This window comes from Pseudomonas sp. 43NM1, assembly GCF_002836905.1.
Lineage (GTDB): Bacteria > Pseudomonadota > Gammaproteobacteria > Pseudomonadales > Pseudomonadaceae > Aquipseudomonas > Aquipseudomonas prosekii.
Genome location: NZ_MKGS01000002.1, coordinates 48851 through 71881 on the forward strand (window position 1 = coordinate 48851; position 23031 = coordinate 71881).

At 53.3% G+C, this 23031-nt stretch carries 20 protein-coding genes and 2 pseudogenes; 11 read left to right on the forward strand and 11 right to left on the reverse strand.

Annotation, left to right across the window (positions count from 1 at the left end):
* The first annotated feature begins 182 nt into the window (after positions 1–182).
* Positions 183–1304, forward strand: coding sequence for a muconate cycloisomerase family protein (locus BI292_RS01285; RefSeq protein WP_101206701.1), 1122 nt, complete (start codon positions 183–185; stop codon positions 1302–1304).
* Between the two features lie 25 nt (positions 1305–1329).
* Positions 1330–1620 (forward strand): muconolactone Delta-isomerase, encoded by a 291-nt coding sequence (gene catC / locus BI292_RS01290; protein WP_092281235.1) that lies wholly within the window; start codon positions 1330–1332, stop codon positions 1618–1620.
* A gap of 1645 nt (positions 1621–3265) precedes the next feature.
* Here catC and BI292_RS01295 read toward each other — a convergent pair.
* Genes BI292_RS01295 through BI292_RS01315 form a run of 5 tightly spaced genes read right to left on the reverse strand, consistent with a single transcriptional unit; the run spans position 3266 to position 7815 of the window.
* Entirely contained in the window at positions 3266–4264 is a 999-nt protein-coding gene (locus tag BI292_RS01295) for a hypothetical protein (RefSeq protein WP_101206703.1), read from the reverse strand.
* A complete protein-coding gene (locus BI292_RS28730) occupies positions 4230–5075 on the reverse strand; it encodes a hypothetical protein (protein WP_157831194.1) in 846 nt (281 codons plus the stop codon). Before BI292_RS28730 ends, BI292_RS01295 begins: the two co-directional genes overlap by 35 nt.
* 1 nt (position 5076) lies before the next feature.
* Positions 5077–5970, reverse strand: a complete 894-nt coding sequence (locus tag BI292_RS01305; RefSeq protein ID WP_101206705.1) for a TniB family NTP-binding protein — start codon at positions 5968–5970, stop codon at positions 5077–5079.
* Position 5971: 1 nt separating this feature from the next.
* Positions 5972–6874, reverse strand: a complete 903-nt coding sequence (locus BI292_RS01310; protein ID WP_157831195.1) for a Mu transposase C-terminal domain-containing protein — start codon at positions 6872–6874, stop codon at positions 5972–5974.
* Positions 6826–7815, reverse strand: coding sequence for a hypothetical protein (locus tag BI292_RS01315; protein WP_157831196.1), 990 nt, complete (start codon positions 7813–7815; stop codon positions 6826–6828). Before BI292_RS01315 ends, BI292_RS01310 begins: the two co-directional genes overlap by 49 nt.
* A gap of 249 nt (positions 7816–8064) precedes the next feature.
* Between BI292_RS01315 and BI292_RS01320 the strand changes: the two genes are divergently transcribed.
* Positions 8065–8892 carry a hypothetical protein gene (locus BI292_RS01320; RefSeq protein WP_157831197.1) on the forward strand — a complete coding sequence of 276 codons (828 nt, stop codon included), beginning with the start codon at positions 8065–8067 and terminating at the stop codon, positions 8890–8892.
* A gap of 19 nt (positions 8893–8911) precedes the next feature.
* On the opposite strand, the gene BI292_RS01325 is transcribed toward BI292_RS01320, so the two are convergent.
* A complete protein-coding gene (locus BI292_RS01325) occupies positions 8912–9346 on the reverse strand; it encodes a DNA-binding protein (RefSeq protein WP_157831198.1) in 435 nt (144 codons plus the stop codon).
* 1097 nt (positions 9347–10443) lie between these two features.
* Here BI292_RS01325 and BI292_RS01330 point away from each other — a divergent pair.
* A pseudogene (locus tag BI292_RS01330) lies at positions 10444–11326 on the forward strand (DNA-binding protein).
* A gap of 300 nt (positions 11327–11626) precedes the next feature.
* On the opposite strand, the gene BI292_RS01335 reads toward BI292_RS01330, so the two are convergent.
* The 3 genes and pseudogenes from BI292_RS01335 to BI292_RS01345 all read right to left on the reverse strand — a co-directional run bounded on the left by BI292_RS01335 (position 11627) and on the right by BI292_RS01345 (position 13369).
* Positions 11627–11815 carry an AbrB/MazE/SpoVT family DNA-binding domain-containing protein gene (locus BI292_RS01335; RefSeq protein ID WP_101206809.1) on the reverse strand — a complete coding sequence of 63 codons (189 nt, stop codon included), beginning with the start codon at positions 11813–11815 and terminating at the stop codon, positions 11627–11629.
* Between the two features lie 122 nt (positions 11816–11937).
* Positions 11938–13010: pseudogene (locus BI292_RS01340) on the reverse strand (IS256 family transposase); the annotation flags it as partial.
* Positions 13011–13051: 41 nt separating this feature from the next.
* Positions 13052–13369 (reverse strand): hypothetical protein, encoded by a 318-nt coding sequence (locus BI292_RS01345; RefSeq protein ID WP_101206710.1) that lies wholly within the window; start codon positions 13367–13369, stop codon positions 13052–13054.
* A 372-nt stretch (positions 13370–13741) separates the two neighbouring features.
* Between BI292_RS01345 and BI292_RS01350 the strand changes: the two genes are divergently transcribed.
* Both BI292_RS01350 and BI292_RS01355 read left to right on the forward strand, forming a co-directional pair.
* Positions 13742–14260: a hypothetical protein gene (locus BI292_RS01350; RefSeq protein ID WP_101206711.1), complete on the forward strand. Its 519-nt coding sequence runs from the start codon at positions 13742–13744 to the stop codon at positions 14258–14260.
* A gap of 58 nt (positions 14261–14318) precedes the next feature.
* Positions 14319–15656 carry a DUF2254 domain-containing protein gene (locus BI292_RS01355; protein ID WP_101206712.1) on the forward strand — a complete coding sequence of 446 codons (1338 nt, stop codon included), beginning with the start codon at positions 14319–14321 and terminating at the stop codon, positions 15654–15656.
* A gap of 158 nt (positions 15657–15814) precedes the next feature.
* Here BI292_RS01355 and BI292_RS01360 read toward each other — a convergent pair whose 3' ends face one another.
* Positions 15815–17062: a sodium:proton antiporter gene (locus tag BI292_RS01360; RefSeq protein WP_101206713.1), complete on the reverse strand. Its 1248-nt coding sequence runs from the start codon at positions 17060–17062 to the stop codon at positions 15815–15817.
* Positions 17063–17138: 76 nt separating this feature from the next.
* Between BI292_RS01360 and BI292_RS01365 the strand changes: the two genes are divergently transcribed.
* The 5 genes from BI292_RS01365 (at position 17139) to BI292_RS01385 (ending at position 22687) form a co-directional block, all read left to right on the forward strand.
* Complete coding sequence (locus BI292_RS01365; protein WP_256592596.1) at positions 17139–17465, forward strand: cation:proton antiporter; 327 nt, start codon at positions 17139–17141, stop codon at positions 17463–17465.
* A gap of 229 nt (positions 17466–17694) precedes the next feature.
* Positions 17695–18735, forward strand: a complete 1041-nt coding sequence (gene gnd, locus BI292_RS01370; protein ID WP_101206714.1) for a phosphogluconate dehydrogenase (NAD(+)-dependent, decarboxylating) — start codon at positions 17695–17697, stop codon at positions 18733–18735.
* Entirely contained in the window at positions 18732–20138 is a 1407-nt protein-coding gene (gene zwf, locus BI292_RS01375; RefSeq protein WP_101206715.1) for a glucose-6-phosphate dehydrogenase, read from the forward strand. The genes gnd and zwf overlap by 4 nt, the downstream gene beginning before the upstream one ends.
* 3 nt (positions 20139–20141) lie before the next feature.
* Positions 20142–21971, forward strand: a complete 1830-nt coding sequence (locus BI292_RS01380; RefSeq protein ID WP_101206716.1) for a glycoside hydrolase family 15 protein — start codon at positions 20142–20144, stop codon at positions 21969–21971.
* Complete coding sequence (locus tag BI292_RS01385) at positions 21968–22687, forward strand: ROK family protein (RefSeq protein WP_101206717.1); 720 nt, start codon at positions 21968–21970, stop codon at positions 22685–22687. Before BI292_RS01380 ends, BI292_RS01385 begins: the two co-directional genes overlap by 4 nt.
* Positions 22688–22730: 43 nt before the next feature.
* On the opposite strand, the gene BI292_RS01390 is transcribed toward BI292_RS01385, so the two are convergent.
* The gene (locus BI292_RS01390) at positions 22731–23027 is read right to left on the reverse strand and encodes a DUF6388 family protein (RefSeq protein ID WP_101206718.1); all 297 of its coding nucleotides are present in this window, start codon (positions 23025–23027) and stop codon (positions 22731–22733) included.
* Positions 23028–23031 lie beyond the last annotated feature (4 nt).

Sequence of the window (23031 nt, forward strand, 5' to 3'; positions counted from 1 at the left end):
GCCTGAAAACGGCGGATCTATCTTAGCGCCACGATACCTGTTGAGTATGGAAAGAGACAAAATCGATATTGGACGCAGTAGATGCGTTCCGTGGATTCTGAGTTACAGCAAACAAGATTCTAGGGGTATTGATGCGCTGACATCACGACCCACGCCTGAACCTCCGCACTATGGAACCTGAAATGACAGCAGCCCGGATCGAGCGCCTAGAGACGATCATCGTCGACTTGCCCACTATTCGCCCGCACAAGTTGGCCATGCATACCATGCAGGGGCAAACCCTGGTCATTCTTCGCCTGCTTTGCAGTGATGGTATCGAGGGCATTGGCGAAGCGACGACTATCGGTGGGCTGGCTTACGGCAATGAAAGTCCGGAGAGCATCAAGACCAACCTCGACAGCTACTTTGCTCCGTTGTTGATTGGCCAGAATGCCGAAAACATCAATGCCGCCATGCAGCGTCTGGACAAGGCTATCAAAGGCAACACGTTTGCCCGCTCAGCCGTGGAAACGGCGCTGCTGGATGCTCAAGGCAAGCGCCTGGGTTTGCCTGTCAGCGAACTTTTGGGTGGGCGCGTGCGCGACGCACTTGAAGTGGCCTGGACGCTGGCCAGTGGTGACACCGCCAAAGACATCCAGGAAGCCGAGCACATGCTCGAGCTGCGCCGTCACCGCATCTTCAAACTGAAGATCGGCGCCAACGTGCTGGAGCGCGATCTTGCTCATGTGGTCGCGATCAAGAAAGCCCTCGGCGACCGCGCGAGCGTGCGGGTCGACGTCAACCAGTACTGGAGCGAGTCCCAGGCGATCAAAGGATGCCAAATTCTCGGAGAGAACGGGATCGACTTGATCGAGCAACCCATTTCCCGGGTCAATCGCGGCGGGCAGATTCGCCTCAACCAGCGCAGCCCGGCGCCAATCATGGCCGACGAATCCATTGAATGTGTCGAGGATGCTTTCAGCCTCGCCGCCGATGGCGCGGCGAGTATTTTCGCCCTCAAGATCGCCAAGAACGGTGGCCCTCGCGCTGTCCTGCGCACCGCCCATATCGCTCAGGCGGCCGGGATTGCGCTGTATGGCGGCACGATGCTGGAGGGCACCGTCGGCACGCTGGCATCGGCCCATGCCTTCATCACGCTTGAGCATTTGCAGTGGCAAACCGAACTGTTCGGGCCGCTGCTGCTGACCGAAGAAATCGTCACCGAAGCACCGGTCTACCGCGACTTCCACTTGCATGTTCCGGCTACACCAGGCCTGGGGCTGACCCTCGACGAGGATCGCCTGGCACGCTTCCGTCGCCGCTAAACCTTGTTATCAGGAGATAAGAAAGATGCTCTTCCACGTAAAAATGACGGTGAAGCTTCCCGTCGACATGGACCCACAGAAAGCCGCGCGTTTGAAAGCCGATGAAAAGGAACTGGCGCAGCGTTTACAGAGTGAAGGCAAATGGCGGCACCTCTGGCGTATCGCTGGTCACTACGCCAACTTCAGCGTTTTTGACGTCGAAAGCGTTGAGGCTTTGCATGACACGCTCATGCAATTGCCGCTGTTCCCGTACATGGATATCGAAGTGACCGGGCTCTGCCGCCATCCTTCATCGATCCATGAAGACGATCGTTAGGCGTCAAATTTTTCGACTTTAAACAGGCCTATATCGTGTTCGCAGTATCGTACCGTCCGGGTATGGCTCTGAAATGTCTTTTGACTTTCAACTGCAACCGGGAGGTCATAACGCGAGAGCATCGAAGCTTGCGGCCGTTCGTGCTTCAGGACTGACGCAGCAGGAGGGAAGGGTGGTGACGCCACGCAAGTTGCCACCCGACATCAAGATCAGTGGCTACGGTCGCGTCGATGGCAACGCGGTTATCGACGAATTCAAAGTAAGTTAGTAACTCAACTAAATGACCGTTTAGTTTAGTTATATCTATTGTTGGTGCTGCCAAGCTGCGAAGTGGCATATATGCCAGCTGCATTAGATGAATTAAGAGTTTGAAAACTGATTAAGGCACTTCAGTGGGATGAATACGTGAACGGCGTTTATTTCCGGCGAACTTTCAGCCTTATAGGCACGTAATGCCAAGAATTGGCGGCAGCCAGCGCTATTTGATTACGGCCATTTATTACCTGGTGACTCTTGGTGCTCCAATTGGGCATTGTGATTGAAGCCATCGGACATCATCCATTATTGCCAACATGATGCCATCCAGTAGGAACTCATCTAGCCGAACAGCTCGCTGCGGAACATTGTCGCCGACGACGTCGTTGGGGCTGGTGAATGTTTGCAGCTTCACATACAGGGCGGCGCACGGAATGCTTCACAGCTGATGGCTGGATCTGCAGGCTTTGGGTTGATCAGTGAAGCGGTTTGGGCCGGATTGGATTTTGCGATATGGAAATGGAGAATCCCAGGAAGCTGTTGGAGCATTTGTAATGCATGTCCGGCTGATTGAAAGGCTGACGCGGAAATGAGGTGCGAAGCCTTCAGGAGGATGTCATTTGAGTGTTGCTGATCTTTGTCATATGGGGGTTGATGTGGTGAGCTTGTCAGTATTCACTAATAAACGGAATTTATAACTAGTTGATTTGTAAATGTTTCCACGTATTGGTCAATAATTGACGGAAAAATAGCCAATGATTGACAGTTTTTCCGCCGATTGATGAACTTTTTCCCGTAGGACGTGGGGGCGCTGATTTCTCTTCACGAGGATGGGGAATAAACGGATGTAGTAATAGATGAGACATTGATTGGGCGGGTGAAGGTGAGGATGGCGCAATTATTTAGTGATCGATTTAGGAAGCCGTTGAGTTGTATTCGCTAACTTTCTCACTGACATAGCGTTCCACTGCGTAAGTCGGGAGATATTGTCTGTGTATGAGCATTCTCATGTAGTTCAGTGGGATGTCCATCAAGAAATTTAGTAACGTATGGTCGCCTTCCCGTATTTCGCTCCATAAATGCAACTGAATAGAACACTGCGTCTCACTGAAAATTCTCGTGGAATTCGGAAACCAAGGAACCCCACCGTTGGGCGAAATACTCCGCGCCTTAATGTTGTTTGAGTTTGAGTGAATCTTACAAAGTAGGATGAATCGGTCCTTTAGAGTGGGGTGGCTATTTGTAAAAATGTACCCTATTATTTTATTTGTTTCACTGTTCATGGAGCAGATAACATGAAGCGGCCCGAGCTGAGCCCCTTTTGAAGGTGTTACGGGAATTCCAAGATTAAAGTAGCAGTGGTATATTTTTGATAGGTTGAGGTATTTTTTCATATTCCGAGCCCTTTTTTGAATAAGGCGATATGGCGGTTGTTTAAAATTTCGAGCGCGGGTTTTATTTGAGTCATGTTGCTAAACATGTGATGGCCGTAAATTTGACGACAAGAGCGACCAATATCTATAGGCCTCCAGCCCCACGTGATACGTTCTGAGCGTACCTCTTCATTAAGTATTTTAATTTGTTGTGCCGTGACCCAGCCCGTGACAACTCCCATCAACACGAGTGCGCATGCACGTTCCGCACAATTGCTTTGCAGTGCGCCGATTTTCATCAATAACTTAAGCCCGTGGGCCCTCAATGAGGGTTCCTTTGGACGTGGCGTAGTGATGAATTGAGTTGCCAGGCCAGCACCTGCAGGAGCAGCTTGCAAAAAGAACTCTATCAAAAGCTTCCGTGCATTGTAGGTTTTCACGAGCGGACTGATGAACGATGAAGACCCTGCGCTCAATTGCTTTTCCATTCGGAGCATCTGGATCTGTATCTTGAGTGCGATTTTGACGACTTCAGCAGCTGCGTGTCGTGGCAAATTCATACGCAAAGGAGTTGTAAACGGTAACAGATATTGCAGGTTCCCTCTCTGACGATCTCTAAAGCCAGTCAAGATCTCGCAATGAATGGGGCATATAGGTGCTAGGACATATCTCCAGTTCTTCTGAAATACAATTCTTTCATATTTTCTGAGTGAGTCGGCAATACACGACAGGCAAGTGTAGTCTGCAAAGCTGTGAGGCAATATCCATGAAGCCTGGGCACGAAATTGTTCAAAGCTAAATCTCTTCAAATGAAATGATTCACGCATCCTTGATTCAAAGTGGTATGGCAGGTCGAAGTCGGGATCGACCGTATCTAGACTATCGAAACCCGCCAATTGGCGTTCGGAAACGGTTTGCAGTATGTCTACTTGCGAGAGCGTTGCTGCAGGTAGTCGTTGAAGCCAAGAGGAGAACGACTCGTCACACGCTGGTAAGCTGGCTGTATAGTCGGGCATTCGATTCAGTCAACTCCTTAAGCGACAATCGGAAAAGTTCATATGGGATATGGCTTACATTGGAAAGTATGCTGTGAATGGCACACTGCCGAATGTGTATTAGCATGTGGGCTGTGTTGCCTTTGCTGAGTTTATGAATCTCTTTCATGTGGTTTGAAAAGGGAGCATCTAACCTTAACGTCTCTCGGCACAGGCATGATAAATCGTCTAGATAATTTGATAGAAGGTTGCCGTGCTCCCATTCATTTATGTGTAGGTGCTCCAGCGTACTTTCCTGGTTACCCCAAGAGTGCTTGACCTGGTCTAACGGTGCGGCTAACACCAATTTTAAGTTTAACGGAAAGGCCGTTAATTTTTTCCATTGGTCTATATGCCTTCGCTTCTGCTCAGGACTCGCAACGCCCGTCAGATAATCTTCGACTACCACGACAGAAAAGCCCAACATCTGCGCAAGATTCATGACGGGCGCGGGCAGTTGATTCATTGCAGAAACTTCGAGTACCTCATAAGTACATTCGAATCCAAAGTGACGTAATAGCCTTGCGATTGGTGGTAATCCAGGGTCAATCCCTGTTTGTGGCATGATGAATACACCACCGTCATCCGTTCGTAGTGAAAGGTAGATGCCTTGCGCTACTGTCGATACCCCTGAGCCTGAACGGCCAGTGATATGCAATATGGGTGGTGGAGGTTCATGGTTTTGCAGGAGGTACGCTGCCTTCTTAATTGTGTCTGTCGCTTGAGGTGTGCTCAGGGTTAAAAGCTCCTGCACTTCAGCGACCCGTCGGATCAGGGCGTCTTGTCGTTTCATGTCAATGCGAAGGCGACTTGATCAAAATAGACACGCCAAATTTGAGGGCGAGCAATGGCGCGCGATCAACGAGTTCCGGGGTGATTTTTTCGGTGCCTGAGATGATGGCTTCGGCCGCACACACTTGAATGATTTTTGCCACGTTATCCATAATGCCTGCCGAGAGGGCATACAAGCGGGTTGCGAGCTCTTCGGACCACAGCATTGATTCCAGCTTCAACGGCAAAACGCGCTCATAACCTGCCAGAAACGCTCTGAAATTCTCGTCCAAAGACCAAGTCGGAAGGGGCAGTTGCATGTATCGCCGTTCCAGTTGTGGATCTAGACGAAGCGCTTCACTTGCTTTGTCGATTCCAAATGCAAATACGCTGAGATTGTAAGGGTCACCCGAAAGGTTTTTGAGCAATGATAAGTTTATTTTTTGCTGGAACGGGGTGAGTGTCAGTGCGTCATGGATTTCGTCGATGACGATGCCTCTTATGTTTAGCCTTTGTACAGTGAGTGCGAATTCTTTCGAGGCATCATACCCGCTGAATTTGCGTGTAATTGGCATGCCGAATGACTCAAACAGCAATTCCCGGAAGTTATAGTTATTAGGGTTTTGACGAAAACTCATGAATATCAGTTTCTCTTTTTTCTCTGCGTTAACGGCTTTTATACGTTGGATGATGCTTGTTTTGCCATATCCACCACTGCCCCAAACCAACATACACGGTGCTTGGATCTTGTTCTCAACCTTGAGCATGTAGCCAATCGTTTCGATAATTGATTGGGACGTTGGATAGTCAATGAACACGTCTTGCAGGCAGATCATGACCCGTTGTTCGTCTGGAAGCAGGGTGAGATGCTGTAAAGATTTACGTAGGTGGGCGTACGGTTTGATTTGATCGCTCATGCTAATCCTTATCGTCGAACAAAGCGGGTGGTTTGGAAAAATTTACCGCGTCATTTGGCTGACGAGCCAGGACCTGATGGTATTCGTCATTGATCAGTATTTGCTTAGGTACACCACTAGAAAAACGATCCTTGTGCTGACGTTGAGCCTCGGTCAGAGTCGTCTCGCGTTTTTTTTGTTGGGTTTTTTTCTTCGATTTTTTTACCAATTCGTTGTTTTTTATCAGTTGCTGAAGCGCTTCGGGATCTGTGATGGTTCCAGCAGGTCGCCCTTGGTTGAATGCGCGATCTACCCGGTAGTACTCATAGTTAATGAAGTTGTGTGTGGATCGAATAAGGGGCACACGAATATAGTCATCATGTATTTTTGCCCAGATGTGCGTCATGTCATTGGGGTCATACTTTACAGTTATTTTGCCTTTGCCCTGCTTGATCGCCAATTCTGGGGCATAATAAACCCCTGCATTAATCGTGATTCCGCTGTTCCGTACGGGCTTGTGCCGTTCGGGCAGGAAATCAATGTATAGGTTTCTTTTATTGATAATCATCGGAGGGAGCGCCATTGTTTTGTGGGAGTAGAACTCCTCCCAAGCATCTTTAGGCGACTTCCTGAGTTCGGAGTGAACCGTTCCGTGGTAGATCAGAACTTGCCCGGCAAACCAGGCGCAAAATTCCTTGAACGTCAGGACCGAGTGTTTTTCGCTGTCATATTCTCCACGCTGTTTAACATTGGAATAGGTAGTGCCAGGCAGGAAATGAACGGAAGTGGTCATCAGCGTGCCAATAAGGCTCTCAATGGTCCCTCCCATGTGTTTCTTGCCGATTTTGCGCCAATGTGGGTCGCAGCCGTGTTTTCTTAATCCTGCCTCCAAAACCGGAGAATGAAATTCTGCGGCATTGTCCATGCCCAGTTTTTCAGGCATCCCGTAATAGGGATAGCTAATCCCATGGGTGGGAGAGTTGGGGGACTCTTTTTTTTTGGCAGTGCCGCCATGCAGACAGTCTGTTGCACTGAAACCAGCGAGGGAGCGAACATGCTCAAGTAGAAACCGAGAATGATTCGGGTATGGACATCGATGAGCAACGTTACCCACGGCCTGCCGATGGTGAGACTGCGGTCATGCTCGGCGCGAAGAATGAGATCAACTCGGGTATGGTCCATTTGCGCGTGCTGGAGCGGGTAGTCCGTGTGGACGTACCCTGGTCTGGTTTGAAATCGCTGGTTTGTCGCGTCCAGACCGTACTTTTGCCTGAACACAATTTTGGGATCCATCTTCTTAATCAATCGCTGTACAGTTGAGAGACCTGGAGGCGGGAGCCCCTTTTCTGCACATGCGGCTTGAGTCTGTTTCCAAACATGGGAATAGGAGGCTGCCGCTCCTTGGTAATGGCGGTCAAAACACTCCTTAACAACAGCAACCACTGCCTCGGGAATTCGGTGGCTTCCTGTTTTGGCGCCAGGGGAGTTTTTTATGATGCTCAGTGCGCCCAAGGCGTGATTGAAGCGTGATGCTAGTTTGTAAAAGGCGGATTTCTTCAGCGAGAGTTTTTGAGCCGCCTCGTTTTGCGTCATGTCCCCGTTGAAATATTCTTTGAGAATCACTGCCTGCTCCGCAGCTGCGATCAGCTTCATGGCTTCCTTGGGGTCTGCGGGATCGTAGGTTGTGAGCTGAGTGATGGTTTCCTGCTCTTCAGGAATGATCTCCACATCTGCGACCGCCACAATTTTCGTTTCACCTGTGTCGTTAATTCTGACGCTGACCTGCTCAGTATTTTTTACTTCCGTGATAACCGCCAGCTTACCCAGCGCGATCACAACTGTTCCTGCCGCTATGGATTGTTTCACTACCAAGCCCCTTCCATTTGAAACGCAAGAGTACGAACGGACCGCATTAAGTACGGTACGTTTCCTTACTAATTCCAGCTTACCGACCATTTGGCGGGTATAAAACGGGCATAAAAAAATTTAGCTCATAAAAATAAAGCCATATTTATCAACGTGATGAATGATTTTCATAGGGCTGAAAACATTCCGCATTGTAAAAATTAAGGAAATTTTGATTAGAATCGTACTAAGCACTTAAGAGTGAGATGGATGGGGCGACATGCAAAACCACTGACGGAATACTTTCGCTCAATGGTTACAGCGGCGCATCTGGCCGACTGTTTGGGGGTCGCTCGAACAGGGTTTGCCTTAGCTAGATGGTTCGAGCAAGATCAGCACTTGCCGAAGGGATCGGCTGACGAAAAGGCATGGCGTCGTTTCCTTAACGGGCATCAGCCCCACCAATCGCGCCTCAACAAAATCTTTCATGCGGTACCTTCCGTACGGGCTTTTTACGAACACCCTGTTTGGCAGGCGGCGGGGTTGTCTTGTACCCACAGCCAAAGCCTCTGCATCCTCAAATCCTTCGGGTGGGACGGGACGCAATACGGTAGGAAATGGTTCAACGGCATCTATAGTTTATCAGCACTCGACCAACTGGCCTGTCTCTTAGCGATGCTAGGTTGTAGCAGTCGACCCACTTATTGCGCGGAGATTGCGCGCCGGTTGTGTGTTGCGTACATCGAAATCAGCACCGAGGAGCCTTGGCAATCATTTGCCATTGATCTATGGCTCATCATCAACGTTAAGCTGGCCCATAGCAGTGAGGTTACAAGGCGGCTGACGGAGCCGGAGGTTACGTATGAAAGAAAATTTTGGACCTTAGTAAAAAAAGATTTTTTTGCTCATGAAGCCTCTGCAAGCTTCGAAGGGTGGTGTGCCTGGCGAGAGGCAGTCTTGGCTTTGGGGTGGCTAGATCGGGAGCGCCTAGTTACTTACATTGATGGACGGAAAGATGCAGCACCTTCAGCCTGCAATGTTTTAGTGCTCCGTGTGTACAAAAAGGTTAAAGCCAAAATGTATCGAACACTCAATTAACACCAACGTCAACGGGACGTCATTCTTTAATCGCGGACTGCATGGCATTCAGCATGTTTTTGTGCAGGTTCCGAATGTGGACAACTTCGGATTGGCACTGTGTTACTTCAAGTCGCAAGCGTTGAATGACCACGCACAAGTCACTCATGATGCCAGTAGGGTCACTTTTTTCAGTGATGAGGTAGTTGATTGCACCCTCCATGCTTTCGGCACCGTCGACCTTTTCATAAAAGTCGGTCCGCAACAGGTAGGAGGGCATAGGCATGATGCTTTTCTCAAGAGCGGGAGTCGTGTTTGGCATTTCTCTGATGTTTTTTAACAGCTTGACAATGGTAGACCTTGACCCTTGATTTCCCAAAGCGCTACGCACGGCGTCAAGCGTCGGAGGTTTGGCCATTGACTCCAATCGTGCCAGCGCGATTTCAACGTCCGCTTGAGATATTTTTCTTCTCATAACAGTAAACCCTGAAGGGGTGGTAGTAAATTTTACATCTTAACATGAAGGTGCAGGTGGCGTCTTTAATCCGACGAGATCACCTAAAGCTAAAGTTTTACTATCGTGTGTGTAGGTGGTAATGCGCTTTAAAAGTCGCAGCGTTTTATACGACTGACAGTGGTTGCTCGGTCGAAATATTATAATTCCTTGGTTGTCTGTGCCGTGCTTTTTTGTACTTTGTTTCAATTTTAAGACTGCTGAGTTGAACTTCGTGATTCTAATGGCGAAGTTTTGATAGTCCCCGCATCTGGTTTGGGGTGGTGGATGGATACAATATTGAATTAAGGGATAAATTCTGCCTGGGGTAACGGATTAGGATGACGTTCAAGTTAATTCCAGTATTGGTTGTTTTCTTATCTGTGCGGGTCGAGCGGTTCAAGGAAGTAAGTAAACGGCAGAGTCAGATTTAGTGAGTCCCGCAGTTCTCAACCAATAGAGACTATGGCGTCGTTTTTTACGGGCTGGTTGCCTCGCTGCTCAATGTTGAGCTTACGCAGTGTCACTTTAAGATGTGGAGCCGGTCTGCTCAGCGTGCCATGTGGGCGCAGGCGCTTTTCAAGGTCAGTCATCTGCGCTAGTAGGCATCCACTACACTGCGATTAGCTTGGGGGGCGGTTCGTTACTCTCGTTCAGCGGCGATGTATAGCGTGCGGGACTTAGTCCGCTGGCTATCGTTAATCAATGATTGCATCGGTTTGTAGAGAAATACTCTGTTTCCTTAGAAGAGCGTTGCGTCATTTCCGGATAATTCCTCCATGTTTTCATTCGTAACCCTCAAATATATCCAGACCGCAGCGTCGGTTCGGGAGTCAAGGGCTTATGTCGCCAATGGAAAATTGCTGTTTTGGTATTGGCTCTCTGATTGCATTGAGACGCTTCTGGCTCGGCGATGTCAGACCTTTAGAGCTGATCAACCCGCGGTTGGTATATAAAAATATGCCTCGGCAGCTGGGAGGAGGGCATCTGTACCGGCTCTGTCAATTTCATCTCATTCAACGCTTCAATAAGTCCGGATAACATTCAATTATCAGACCTAATATACGCGGAGCTAGGCTATGGCAGTAGGGGTGCCGGAAATCGAGGTATTTGCTGCGGCGGATCCGGTATTGGCCCGCGGAGAACGGCGAACGGCGAACGGCCGACAGTCGAACGGGTGCGCTTGGAGTTGGGGCGTGGCAGCCCGGCGCGGGTTGGGGGTTTGCTCGATCAATAGTGGGCGCGCCTTTCCGAACGCCTGAGTGGCGAGACCCGCCTGCCGGCACTACCGGGAGACGTCTCACAGGCCTTTGTTGGGGTGTGGCAGCAGGCAGTTCTTTTGGCGCAGATGTTGCCGAGCAGGCAATCGTTAAGCAACCAGGTGCTGGACACCGACGCGAACGGCTTGCGGCGGTAGAGGATCAGGAGCGTCAAGATGCGGCGTTGATTCGCCAGCAGGCGGGGCAGGCCTTGGCCGGGCATCAGGTAGCGGAGTTGCGTATGGCAGATCTGGAGCTGCTGTTGTCCCAACGCCAGACGCAGATCGAGGTCCTGCAACAACAGCGTGTAAATCTGGCGCACGAGCGCCGCGAAGCTCAGATGAATAACCAGATATTGCAGTAGTATCTACAGTCGCTGTGGCTCAAGGCCGAGCAGGAGCGCGTCGACCAGGAGAGCTACATTCGCGGAGTCGAAGATCGTGCGCACCGAGATGTCGACCGCGCAAGGGAGGAGGTTAAGGCGATTTCGACCTAATTCAAAGAGACAGTTCGGCACTTTGAGCAGTTGCAACGACGGCTGGAATAGATCCAAGTCGAACCCAGTCAAAGCCTGCAACGGGCAGTGGCGCAGCAAGCTCGTGCCGACACATTGGATCAGCAGCTGGTGCAGGTGCGCCAGGCGCCTGTCGTCAAGCGTAAAGTGAGGGCAACAAAACATAAGGTGCCGATGAGTGATTCCTGATAGGTGATGATGTTATTGCGCCAGTATAATAATGTAATTGAGCCGCACATGAAGGTAAGTACTGGTTGGCGCTTTGCGGCGCAGATACTTGATGGTCCATTGACGAAAGATTACCGAGCGCTTGCGGGTGTCGGGCATTATTCGATCCACGGCTGGATGGTGGCAACAGACAGAAAACGGCGGATATCCCAAATAAGCCTGGCGCAATAGGTTTTCCTCGAACCCAACCGAGCTTTCTTCACCGTTGATAGGCGCAGTTTTTGCTTGTTCACCGAATTTTTAAATCGATATTGTAGTGATTCAGGGGGTAGTTTGATCTTTCGCCTTAGCGGTCAAAACAATTGCTCCGTCGACCACCTCAATGGTTAATTCGTCACCGATGATCAGTCCCATGCTCACGAGTAGGTCAGAAGGCAAGTCAACGATGACGTCGCCGGTTCCATCTTTAGGGTCTTGGCATTTCACGTTCCAGCGCTGAACTTCGATCATGACGTTATCCACAATTTGGGTTTGGTATGAACGATTCATTATGCTCGCAATGCCTTGGCCAGCTGAAGCGTGATTGCGCCGGCCGAGAGGGTGTCCCAGATTTTGTGTAAACGGGATTTCCATTAAACCGTTAATAGCCGATCTTTAAACTGGATACTGAAGCGATTCAACGACGCTTTCCAGTCCCGGATCGGCTTTGTCTACTTCTTGCTGATGTTGTTCATCTCCAGATAAAACAGCTTCATTACCGCCTCATCGGTCGGAAATGACGCACGGTTTTTAATCACTTTGCGCAGGCTCATGTTGATCGATTCGATGGCATTGGTGGTGTAGATCACCTTGCGGATCTCGGCTGGATAGTCAAAAAACGGGATCACCCGAGCCCAGTTTCCAAGCCACGACAGGCTGATCGATTGGTACTCGGCGTTCTATTTGGCTTCAAATTCGCAGAGCCGTTGTTCAGCCATGTCAGCGGGGTCGAGGTATAAATCAGCTTTAGATCAGCCGCCACTTCCCGCTACGTTCTCCACGACACAAAGTTCAAGCTGTTGCGCACCATGTGAACGATGCACAGCTGAACGACGGCTTTCGGGTAAACCGTTTCAATCGCCTCAGGGAAGAGTTTTAGGCCGTCCACGCAGGCGATGAAGGTGTCCTGCACGCCCCGACTCTTGAGTTCGGTCACCACTTGCAGCCAGAATTTGGCGCCTTCATTTTGAGCGACCCACAAGCCCAGCACGTCTTTGTGACCGGCCATGTTGACGCCGATCGCCAGGTAAACCGCCTTGTTGCGCACGGCGCCGGCATCGCGGACTTTGATGTGAATGCAGTCCAGGTAGAGGATCGAGTACAGCGCGTCCAAAGGGCGGGCCTGCCAGAGCTTGACCTCGTCACTCACCGCGTCAGTAATCGCCGAGATCAGGCTGGGAGAGACGTCGGTGCCGTATATTTCCTGCAAATGCGCGTTAATTTCTCTGACACTCAAACCGCGAGCGTATAGCGAAATGACTTTGTCATCGAAGCCCGTCCAGCGGGTGTGATGCTTGACAACCAACTGCGGCTCGAAAGACGCTTATCGGTCGCGAGAGATGTCCAGCGGCAGCTCACCGAAGTCGCCCTTCAGGGTTTTACCGCTGTGACCGTTGCGCGCATTGGCAGCGGCGTTAGTGATCGCTGCGCTTTTGTCGTGCCCCATCCCCCAGCCTTGAGCCCGGCGTAAACACGCGGACGCTATTTTTATATCGACTCAGAGCTGGACGCACCGCCAATAGCGGTCGCATCAGATAGGAATATTTCTACCTCGTGGATCAGCAATACTCGGGCATGGACCAGTGAACACATCCATATTCCAAGGCGTGTGACACTGCCGCTGTGCTGCGCGGCAATCGCGTCCAAGTGATCGAATAGGCTCTGCATCAGAGTGGCGGTTGGGATGTTCAAAATTTCTGTTCGCAATGCCACGGTGATACGTCCCGCCAAATCAGCGCAACCAGGTGACACATTACGTAAGCACTCTATCCGCAAACGATACGGATTGGTGATGGTAAAGGGCATTACCGCGCTTCCTATCTGGGAAAGAGGCAACCTGTGGATCGACCACCGGCTATATGATGGTTGACCAGTCTATAGGGACGAGACGTTTCGTGCCCATCTTAAGGCCCTCCTGATGGCTGTAGATCACGGGCGCGTGACGTAGATTGCGGTCAGGATAGCCGGAGGTCTAGCTTCTGTTGATCAGTAAGGGCTTTTCACTTGATTACTACCCTATAGCTACGGAGGCGTTTGCATCGAATTGATCACTTGGATATGAAATGCATCTTCCGATGCAAACCGGTACAGCCACTGGAAAAACCCTTAACGCACAAGCACGTCTAACATCAACAGGCACACATCGAACTCCGTAAGCCATCTCTGGGATTACTCAGAATGAAAACATCCTTCAATTTTTTACTCGCGTTTGTGCTACTGGCCCCGGTTTACGCTTGGTCCCAGCTCTCCACCAGCTCAATTCCAAACTTTACGGCGACTGTGCTGACGGGCGGAAAAATTAATTCAACTCAGTTGATCGGTCAACCGACGATACTGATCGTTACGCCAAGCACAGATGCAGCGATGGACACCCGCCTTTGGGTTGAGGCGCTGCCTACAGCTGTTGACCAGAGCAGGGTACGCATAATTGGGGTGATCGTGATCGACCTTCCTTTTTTTATGAGCAAGGAAGACGCGATCATCTTGGCTAAAAACAAAATTCCGATGCGTTATCAGGAGCAGACTTGGCTATTGACTGAATCGAACCTCGAGAGCGCTATGAACATCCCGAACAGTAGCCCCAAAGCATTCGTATTCGTTCTGAACGCTCAAGGGAGCATTTTGACCCGCGTCGAGGGAAAGCCGAACAATGCCAAGCTCATGGATATAAAACAGGCTCTTCGCTCGATGAAGTAGGAAGAATTTTGTTGGGCGCAGCAACATTCACTCGAGGTTGGCGAATTGGAGAGACACCTTGAAAACGTTGCTGCTGAAGTACTGGTATCGTCTTCGGTCGAGTTTCTGGTTTGTACCAGCAACCATGGCATGCTTGTCCGTAGCTTTGGCGTTCTCCTGCGTCGCGCTCGACAAAACCGTTACTGACGATTGGTTGCAGCTGGTTGGCTGGAGCTATTCAGGTGGCGCCGAGGGTGCGAGCCTATTGGTGAGCACTGTTGCGGGGTCGATGATAGCCATTGCCGGCACTGTGTTCTCGATGACATTGGTGGCGCTGTCGCTCGCTTCGTCCCAGCTAGGCCCACGGTTGATGCGCAATTTTATGCGCGACACCGCTAACCAAGTGGTGCTTGGCACCTTTGTTGCGACGTTTGTGTACGGTCTGCTCGTCCTGCGAACCATCCGTCGTGCAGACGAGGTGGCATTCGTACCTCATCTCTCCGTCAGTATTGGTGTGCTGCTGGCGATTATTAGTGTTGGAGTGCTCATCTATTTTATCCACCACATATCGGTCTCGATCCAGGCAGATCAGGTCGTGGCGCGGGTAGGTCGAGAACTCGACGGCGGAATCGACAGCTTGTTTCCCGGCGACTTTGGAAGTCCCGGTTCTGGCGCCTCAATACCCGTAATCGAAGCGAACCTGCCAGCAGTGTTCGCTGGCGACGCTGCTGTGGTGAGCGCCCTTGATGACGGCTATCTCCAACTGATCGATGCTGACGTCCTGATGGCGTTGGCCATCAAGGAAGATCTATTAATTCGGCTTGAGCGCCGGCCTGGGCATTACCTCATTAAAAGCAGGGCGATGCTAATTGTCTGGCCTGCTGAGCGTGTTACTGAAACCTTGGCGGCCAAACTGCAAGCCGCCTTCGTACTGGGTAACCAGCGAACTGCTGCACAGGATGTGGAGTTCTCCTTCCAGCAGTTGGTCGAGATTGCTTTGAGAGCGCTGTCTCCGGGCATCAATGACCCATTCACAGCTGTCGCCTGCGTGGATCGACTAGGATCGGCCCTCTGTCGATTAGCCCGACGGGACATCCCGTCCCGCCTACGATTCGACAGCGAAGGGCGACTGCGGGTGATCGCGCCAGGATCCACGTTTACAGGCATCGTGGACACTGCGTTCAACCAGATCAGGCAGAGCGGGCGGTCGAACCCGGCGGTGGCTATCCGCATGCTCGATGCCATCGCCCAGATTGCTGACCATGTGCATTGTTCGCAAGACGCGGACTGTCTCCAGCGTCACGTCAACATGATCGTCAAAGGGGCGCGAGAAGCAGTGCCGGATCCGGAGGACGTGAGCGCCGTGGAGATGCGTTATACAGCGACAACACTAAGGTTGCGTGAGGTTCGGTGCTGACCGAACGATGTGTCTTGTCTTAGATAGATCAGATGTGTTTCGAGTTTATATTTCATTCCTGCGATGTCAGACCATCGGTTCAAATAACATGTCGCGAGCGATGCCAACCAATTTGGTAGAGTGGGGAACCATCATGTTTTATTGAGCTGAACATTCGATCAGCGTTCTGCGACATCGCAGGGAATCACCTTCTCTACCAATTTTCCAACCGATATTCCCTGGACCAGAATCGAAAAAGCCACAACCTGGTACGTCAGGGCCACCACAACATCGCGAGCTTCGCCTCGCGGCAGCGACAATGCTAGTGCCACTGATATTCCGCCGCGCAGCCCTCCCCAGGTCATTACACTCCAGGCGCCTTTGGGAAGCCTGAAGCGTTGACCTAATACTGCAATCGGAGCCCCGACTGTCAGCAATCGAGACAGTAGAGTCAACGCTATGACCATCATGCCCGTAGCGAGCAGTGGACTGGAAAACTGAATCAGAACCACCTCCAAGCCGATGAGCACAAACAACACGGCGTTCAGGATTTCGTCGATCAACTCCCAGAACATGTCGAGATTTTTTTCGGTCTGTTCGGACATCGCGTGGGATCGCCCTTGATTACCTATTATCAGTCCCATTACCACCATCGCCAGCGGTCCGGATACATGCAGGTGCGTCGCCAAGGCATAACCGCCGAGCACAGCAGCCAAGGTAATGAGGACTTCTTCCTGATAGCTGTCGATGCTCTTGAGCATGCGATAAGTGATGTAACCGAAGGCGGCGCCTAAAAGGATGCCTCCCCCCGCCTCTGTCAATAAGAGTTGCGATGCGTTGCTGATTGACGGTATGTCCCCGCTTGCGATGATCGCCAGAATTAGCGAAAACAGGACGACGCTGACGCCGTCATTGAACAGAGACTCTCCCGAGATCACCAATTCAACACTATTTGGTGCGCCCGCTGACTTGAGAATGCCCATTACAGCAATTGGATCGGTGGGGGAAATCAATGCACCGAACACCAAACAGTAGGAAAGCGGCAACTCCAAGCTGGTCAGGGATAACAATCCCCAGAGCCCGAAGCCTATGAGCAGGGTCGATAGTGTGGTCCCGATCACTGCTAAAGATGCAATCTGCCATTTGTAGGCACGCAGCTCAGACAAGTCGATATGCAGTGCACCAGCAAATAGCAGCAGCGACAACATGCCTTGCATTAACAACTCGGAAAAATCGATGGACTCGACCAGCGATTGCTCCAATGTGTGCAAGGCGTGGAAACCCAGCGCGTCGGATGCCATGTTTATCAATGACAAGCTCAAGGCAATAGCCATTACGCCGATGGCGGAGGGTAGCCCCACATAACGACGGTTGAGGAAGGCAAGCACAGCTGTGATGCAGAAGAAAGCCGCAATAGTGTCCAGCAAGGCCTGATGACTCCATTTCAAAGGGCAATTATTTCGTCCGAAAGAAATTGCCAGCGGACAGATAGATCCTCTGCCTATGAAGCGTAGGCAAACCGCGTCCTGCCACGTCGTTTTTAGCCTGACTGGTCATATTGGTGACGTTGTTGACGCGTTTGCTGACGGGTGGGGTTCCGATTGTGGTCATCGGGCGGCGCGCTCGGTTACCCAAAAGTCCTGGAGTGTGCTGACCTGGGGTGGCCTTCGCGGCGGCATATCGGTGGCACTGGCGTTGTCGTTGCCGCGCGGCGAAGCTCGCGATTTGGTGGTTTCCCTAACTTATCTTGTCGTGGTGTTTTCCATACTGGTCCAAGGTATGTCCATAGGTATATTGGTCAAGCGAGTGAATCCATGCGGCAAAGGATGAAGGTCAACCCGTAATCCCCATGGAGGCTCTCGGGATTGGTTTCCGTTCGATTTGAACTATTGCGTGCGTCGCCAACTCAACCGCATTGAGGTTCATCCATATACCACAGACCTCGCGGTACGGAATGGACGCTGGATGATGTGGCGTGTCGCTTCTCTGCCGTCCCCATGGCCACTCATCGCCGCGAATACGCGGTGATCGCGCAGCTGCAACGCAGAGGAGCATGAAGATGCAAATCGGCATGATAGGACTCGGTCGTATGGGCGCCAGCATGGTGACCCGCCTGCTTCGCGGCGGCCATGACTGCGTGGTCCACGACCAAGCCCCGGAAGGCATCGCACGCCTCGTAGCGCTCGGCAGCACGGGCTCCACGTCGTTGCAACAGTTTGTCGAATTATTGACGCCGCCGCGTGCGGTCTGGCTTATGGTGCCGGCTGCGGCCGTCGATACACTGCTCGAACAACTGACGCCTCTGCTGCAACCGGGCGACATCATCATTGATGGCGGCAACTCGCACTACCACGACGACCTGCGCCGTGCTGAGGCTCTGGCGGCGTTGAATATTGCCCATGTGGACGTCGGTACCAGCGGAGGAGTGGCAGGCCTTGATCGCGGTTATTGCTTGATGATCGGTGGCGGCAAGGAGCCGGTGCAGCATCTCGCACCGGTTTTCGCCACGCTGGCTCCTGGGGCCGGCACCGCGGCGGCGACACCTGGCCGCGACGCGTGCCATAGCAGCGCTGATCAGGGTTGGCTGCACTGTGGGCCGCATGGTGCAGGTCACTTCGTCAAGATGGTGCACAACGGGATCGAGTACGGCGTAATGGCCGCCTATGCCGAAGGGCTGAATATCCTGCGCCACGCGAATGTCGGCTCGCGCGAGCACACCGTCGATGCGGAGACGACGCCGTTGCGTTGCCCCACTCACTATCAATACGAGATGGACCTGCCGGAGATTGCGGAAGTCTGGCGGCGCGGCAGTGTGATCGGTTCATGGCTACTGGATCTCACCGCCGCGGCTCTAGCGGCTGACCCCACGCTAGGCGGTTATGAAGGCCGTATATCGGATTCCGGTGAAGGACGCTGGACGGTGCAAGCGGCCATCGACGAAGCCGTGCCTGCACCGGTTTTGAGCGCGGCTTTGTATGCCCGCTTCGGCTCGCGCGGCGATGCCGATTTCGCCAACCGCGTGCAGTCAGCCATGCGTCATGAGTTCGGCGGCCATGTCGAGAAGTCCCTTCAGGATCCCGCCGGCGGAGACCTGAAATGAACTCCGACCTCACCGATTCGCACATGCCGTCCGCCGATGTATTGGTCGTTTTCGGTCCCACCGGCGACCTGGCGCATAAAAAGATCTTCCCTGCGCTTTACGCGATGTGCCAACGCGGTGCACTCAAGATGCCGGTAATCGGCGTTGCCTCGTCAAAATGGAGTGTCGAGCAACTGCGTACGCGAGCCCGCGAAAGCATCGAGCACATTTGCGGCGAAGTCGATCCGACTGTGCTGACCAGCCTCTTGTCGGCGCTGCAATATGTCTGCGGCGACTACGAAGACGCGACCACCTTCGATGCGCTGCGCCTCGCCCTGCTAGGCGCGCGGCACCCAGCGTTCTACCTCGCAATCCCTCCCGCACTTTTTCCCACGGTCATCCGCGGCCTCGAGGCCGCCGGATTGGCCGATGGCGGGCGAGTCATCGTCGAAAAACCGTTCGGCCGCGATCTTGCTTCGGCGCGTGACCTCAACCAGATTGCACGGGATGCGTTCCCCGAAAACGCGATCTTTCGCATTGATCACTTCCTGGGCAAGGAAGCGATCATGAACATCCTTTACTTGCGTTTCGCCAACTCCTTATTTGAACCAATCTGGAATCGCAACCACATCGCGAGTGTGCAGATAACACTGGCCGAGCATTTTGGTGTCGACGGCCGCGGCGCATTCTATGAAAGCGCGGGGTGCCTGCGTGATGTGATGCAAAACCATCTGTTCCAGATTGTCGCGCTGTTGGCGATGGAACCGCCAGCAAGCCGCAATTTCGAGGCCGTGCACCGTCATAAAACCGATGTTTTCTCTGCGATGCGGCCACTGGGCGCCGACGACATCCTCCGTGGGCAGTACCAGGGCTACCGCGACGAGCCGCAGGTCGCAAGCGACTCTGATGTCGAAACTTTCTGCGCCCTGCGCCTTTATATCGATTCCTGGCGCTGGGGCGGGGTTCCCTGGTACCTCCGCTCAGGCAAGTGCCTGCCGATCTCCGCCTGTGAAGTGGTGGTGCGCTTCAAGCCGCCGCCGCAGAACCTTTTTTGCGACGCCTCGATGGGCGAGGGTGCCAACTATTTACGCTTCCATTTGTCACCACATTCGACAATCGCGCTCGCCGCTCGCGTCAAACGGACCGGCAAGGAGTTTGTCGGCGTGCAGCGAGAGTTCTTGCTACTTCAAGAGGAGTCCGGCGAGCAGTCCCCATATGAACGTCTGTTGAGCGACGCGATAAGCGGCGACGGCGCGCTGTTTGCCCATGAAGACACCATCGAATCCTCCTGGGCGGTTGTCGCCCCTGCGCTGGTCGATCCCCCCCCGGTCCACCTCTACGTCGCGGGCTCCTGGGGCCCGCCAGCTGCGGACCTTTTCATGTCCGCTGATGGCGGCTGGCACAACCCCGAAAAGGCGAGCTGAATCGTGCCCTTGCGCATTGAAGATTACGCGATGATCGGTGACTGCCACACCGCTGCGCTGGTGGGCCGCGATGGTTCGATTGATTGGCTATGCTTGCCTCGTTTCGACTCGGGCGCCTGCTTCGCCGCCCTTTTAGGTGGCCCAGAGAACGGTCGCTGGTTGATCTCGACACGCGATGAAGCCACGAAAGTGAGTCGTCGCTACCGCGAAGGCACGCTGATCCTGGAAACAGACTTTGAGACAGCTTCGGGTGCCGTGCGCGTGATCGACTGCATGCCGCTGTCAGACGAGCGGTGGGACGTGTTACGCATCGTCGTGGGCCTGCGGGGACGCGTCGCCATGAACATGGAACTCATCATTCGTTTCGACTATGGCTCCATTGTTCCCTGGGTGAGTCGGAGCGACGGTACGCTGTTCGCGACTGCCGGGCCAGACACGATCGAGTTGCATACACCGGTGCACACGCGCGGTGTGCAAATGACTACGCGGGCCGATTTCGAGGTTGGCGCCGGTGAACGTGTACCTTTCGTGCTCAACTACCGGCCGTCACACGAGCCCGTTCAACAGGTCATCGACGCTGAAAGCACGCTTGTGCAGACCGAGCACCACTGGCAGTACTGGTCACGGCACTGTCGTTTCGAGAGCCGTTGGCAGGAAGCGGTGCTGCGTTCCTTGCTAACGCTCAAAGCGCTCATCTTCCAGCCCACGGGCGGCATCGTGGCGGCGCCAACCACCTCACTGCCGGAGCACCCCGGGGGTGTGCGCAACTGGGACTACCGCTATTGCTGGCTGCGCGACGCGACCTTCACGTTGAACGCCTTGCTGCTCGCCGGCTACACCGGCGAGGCGGAGGCTTGGTGCGGCTGGCTTCTGCGCGCCGTGGCAGGCAGCCCGGCCGACATGCAGATTCTGTACAGTGTGACCGGCGAGCGCCGGCTGGAAGAGAGAGAACTCTCTTGGCTGCCCGGCTATCTGCAGGCTGCGCCGGTTCGCATCGGCAACGCAGCGGCTGAACAGTTCCAGCTCGACGTTTATGGTGAGGTGATGGACACCCTGCACCTGGCGCGCGCGGCAGGGCAGGTGCAGCTCCCGCATGCCTGGGACATCCAGCGAGCCTTGCTGGACTTCCTAGACAGTCATTGGCAAAAGCCTGATGAAGGCATCTGGGAGGTCCGTGGGCCGAGGCGCCACTTCACCCACTCTAAGGTGATGGCTTGGGTCGCCTTCGACCGCGGGGTCAAGGCCGTCGAACGCTACGGCCTGGAAGGTCCGGTTGAGGCCTGGCGTCGTACCCGTGACCAGATCCACGGGCAGGTGTGCGAAGCGGGGTTCGATGTGAAGCGCAATTGCTTCGTTCAGTACTACGGCAGCACGGCGCTCGATGCCAGCCTGCTGCTGATTCCACTGGTGGGCTTTCTGCCGCCGGACGATCCCCGTGTGAAGAGCACGATCGCCGCGATCGAACGGGAACTGGTCGTCGATGGCCTGGTTTTGCGCTACCGAGTCGATACCGCGACGAGCGTCGATGGACTTCCACCTGGCGAAGGTGTCTTTTTGCCCTGCAGTTTTTGGCTAGCCGATTGCCTCGCCGTCATCGGTCGTCGCGTCGAGGCTGAAGCGCTGTTCGAACGCCTACTTGCGTTGCGCAACGACGTTGGCTTGCTGGCCGAGGAATTCGATCCCCGGAGTGGGCACATGCAAGGCAATTTTCCGCAGGCACTTAGCCACATGGCGCTTGTAAACACCGCACACCTGCTTTCGCTGGCGCAGGATCAAATCGATGAATCGAGCCGCAAAGGCGAGCGTCCGGTTACCGCTAAGGAAGTGCCATGAGAACTCCGCGAAAGTCAGTTCAACCGAAGATCCTGGTCGTCGATGTCGGCGGTTCACACATCAAATGCCTGCTCAGTGGCGAGACAACTCGGCGCAAGTTCAAATCCGGGCCAAAACTCACACCGCAGCAGATGGTCGCCGGCATACTCAAGATTACCGCCGACTGGCGTTTCGATGCGCTGTCGATCGGCTACCCCGGTGTCGTCACTCAGGGCGCCCCGGCGCTGGAGCCGCACCACCTGGCGCCGGGGTGGGTCGGCTTCGATTTCGAGGCCGCGTTTGGCCTGCCGGTACGTATCGTCAACGATGCGGCAATGCAGGCACTCGGCAGCTATCGGGGCGGCAAAATGCTGTTCTTGGGTCTGGGCACCGGTCTGGGGTCCTCGCTGATTGTGGACGGGCATATCGTGGCGATGGAGCTTGGTCACTTGCGGCGCAGTAAGCGGCATGATTATGAAGACATGCTCGGCAAGCGCGGCTACAAGCGCCTGGGCAAGAAGAAATGGCGGCGCAAGGTGCATGCCGTCGTCGAAGGCTTTCGCGCAGCACTGATGCCCGACGAAATCGTCATCGGCGGCGGACAGGCCGACCGGCTCAAGACGCTTCCACCGCGAAGCCGATTGGGCAATAACGCGGCGGCCTTTCTGGGCGGGTTTCGCCTGTGGGACACGTCGCCGCCGGCCAAGTCACCCAACACCTACAAGGATCTTTCATGACCGCGAGTTCGGCATTGCATCAACGCGGCAGGGAGTGGCGCGATTAATCGTTTATCCCATTTAGATCGCAATAATCATTCCAGTCCATTTCTACCATTTCTGCGACTTCACGATGGAACTCCAGGGTCAGGCACTTCAGTTCTTCGGGAGATTCAGATATCAATGTAAGCGTCAACTCCCACACCTCTATTCCCAAACGTATAGCCTCTTGTTCAAAGGCTGACTCAATACACATTTTTTTTTCGTCTTGACTCAGTCCCTGGACAGCGTCATTGAGCGATGAGTCGCCGTTGAAAAATTTGGAGAGCGCTAATTCTCGTCGTAAATCATCTGAGTTCATCAGT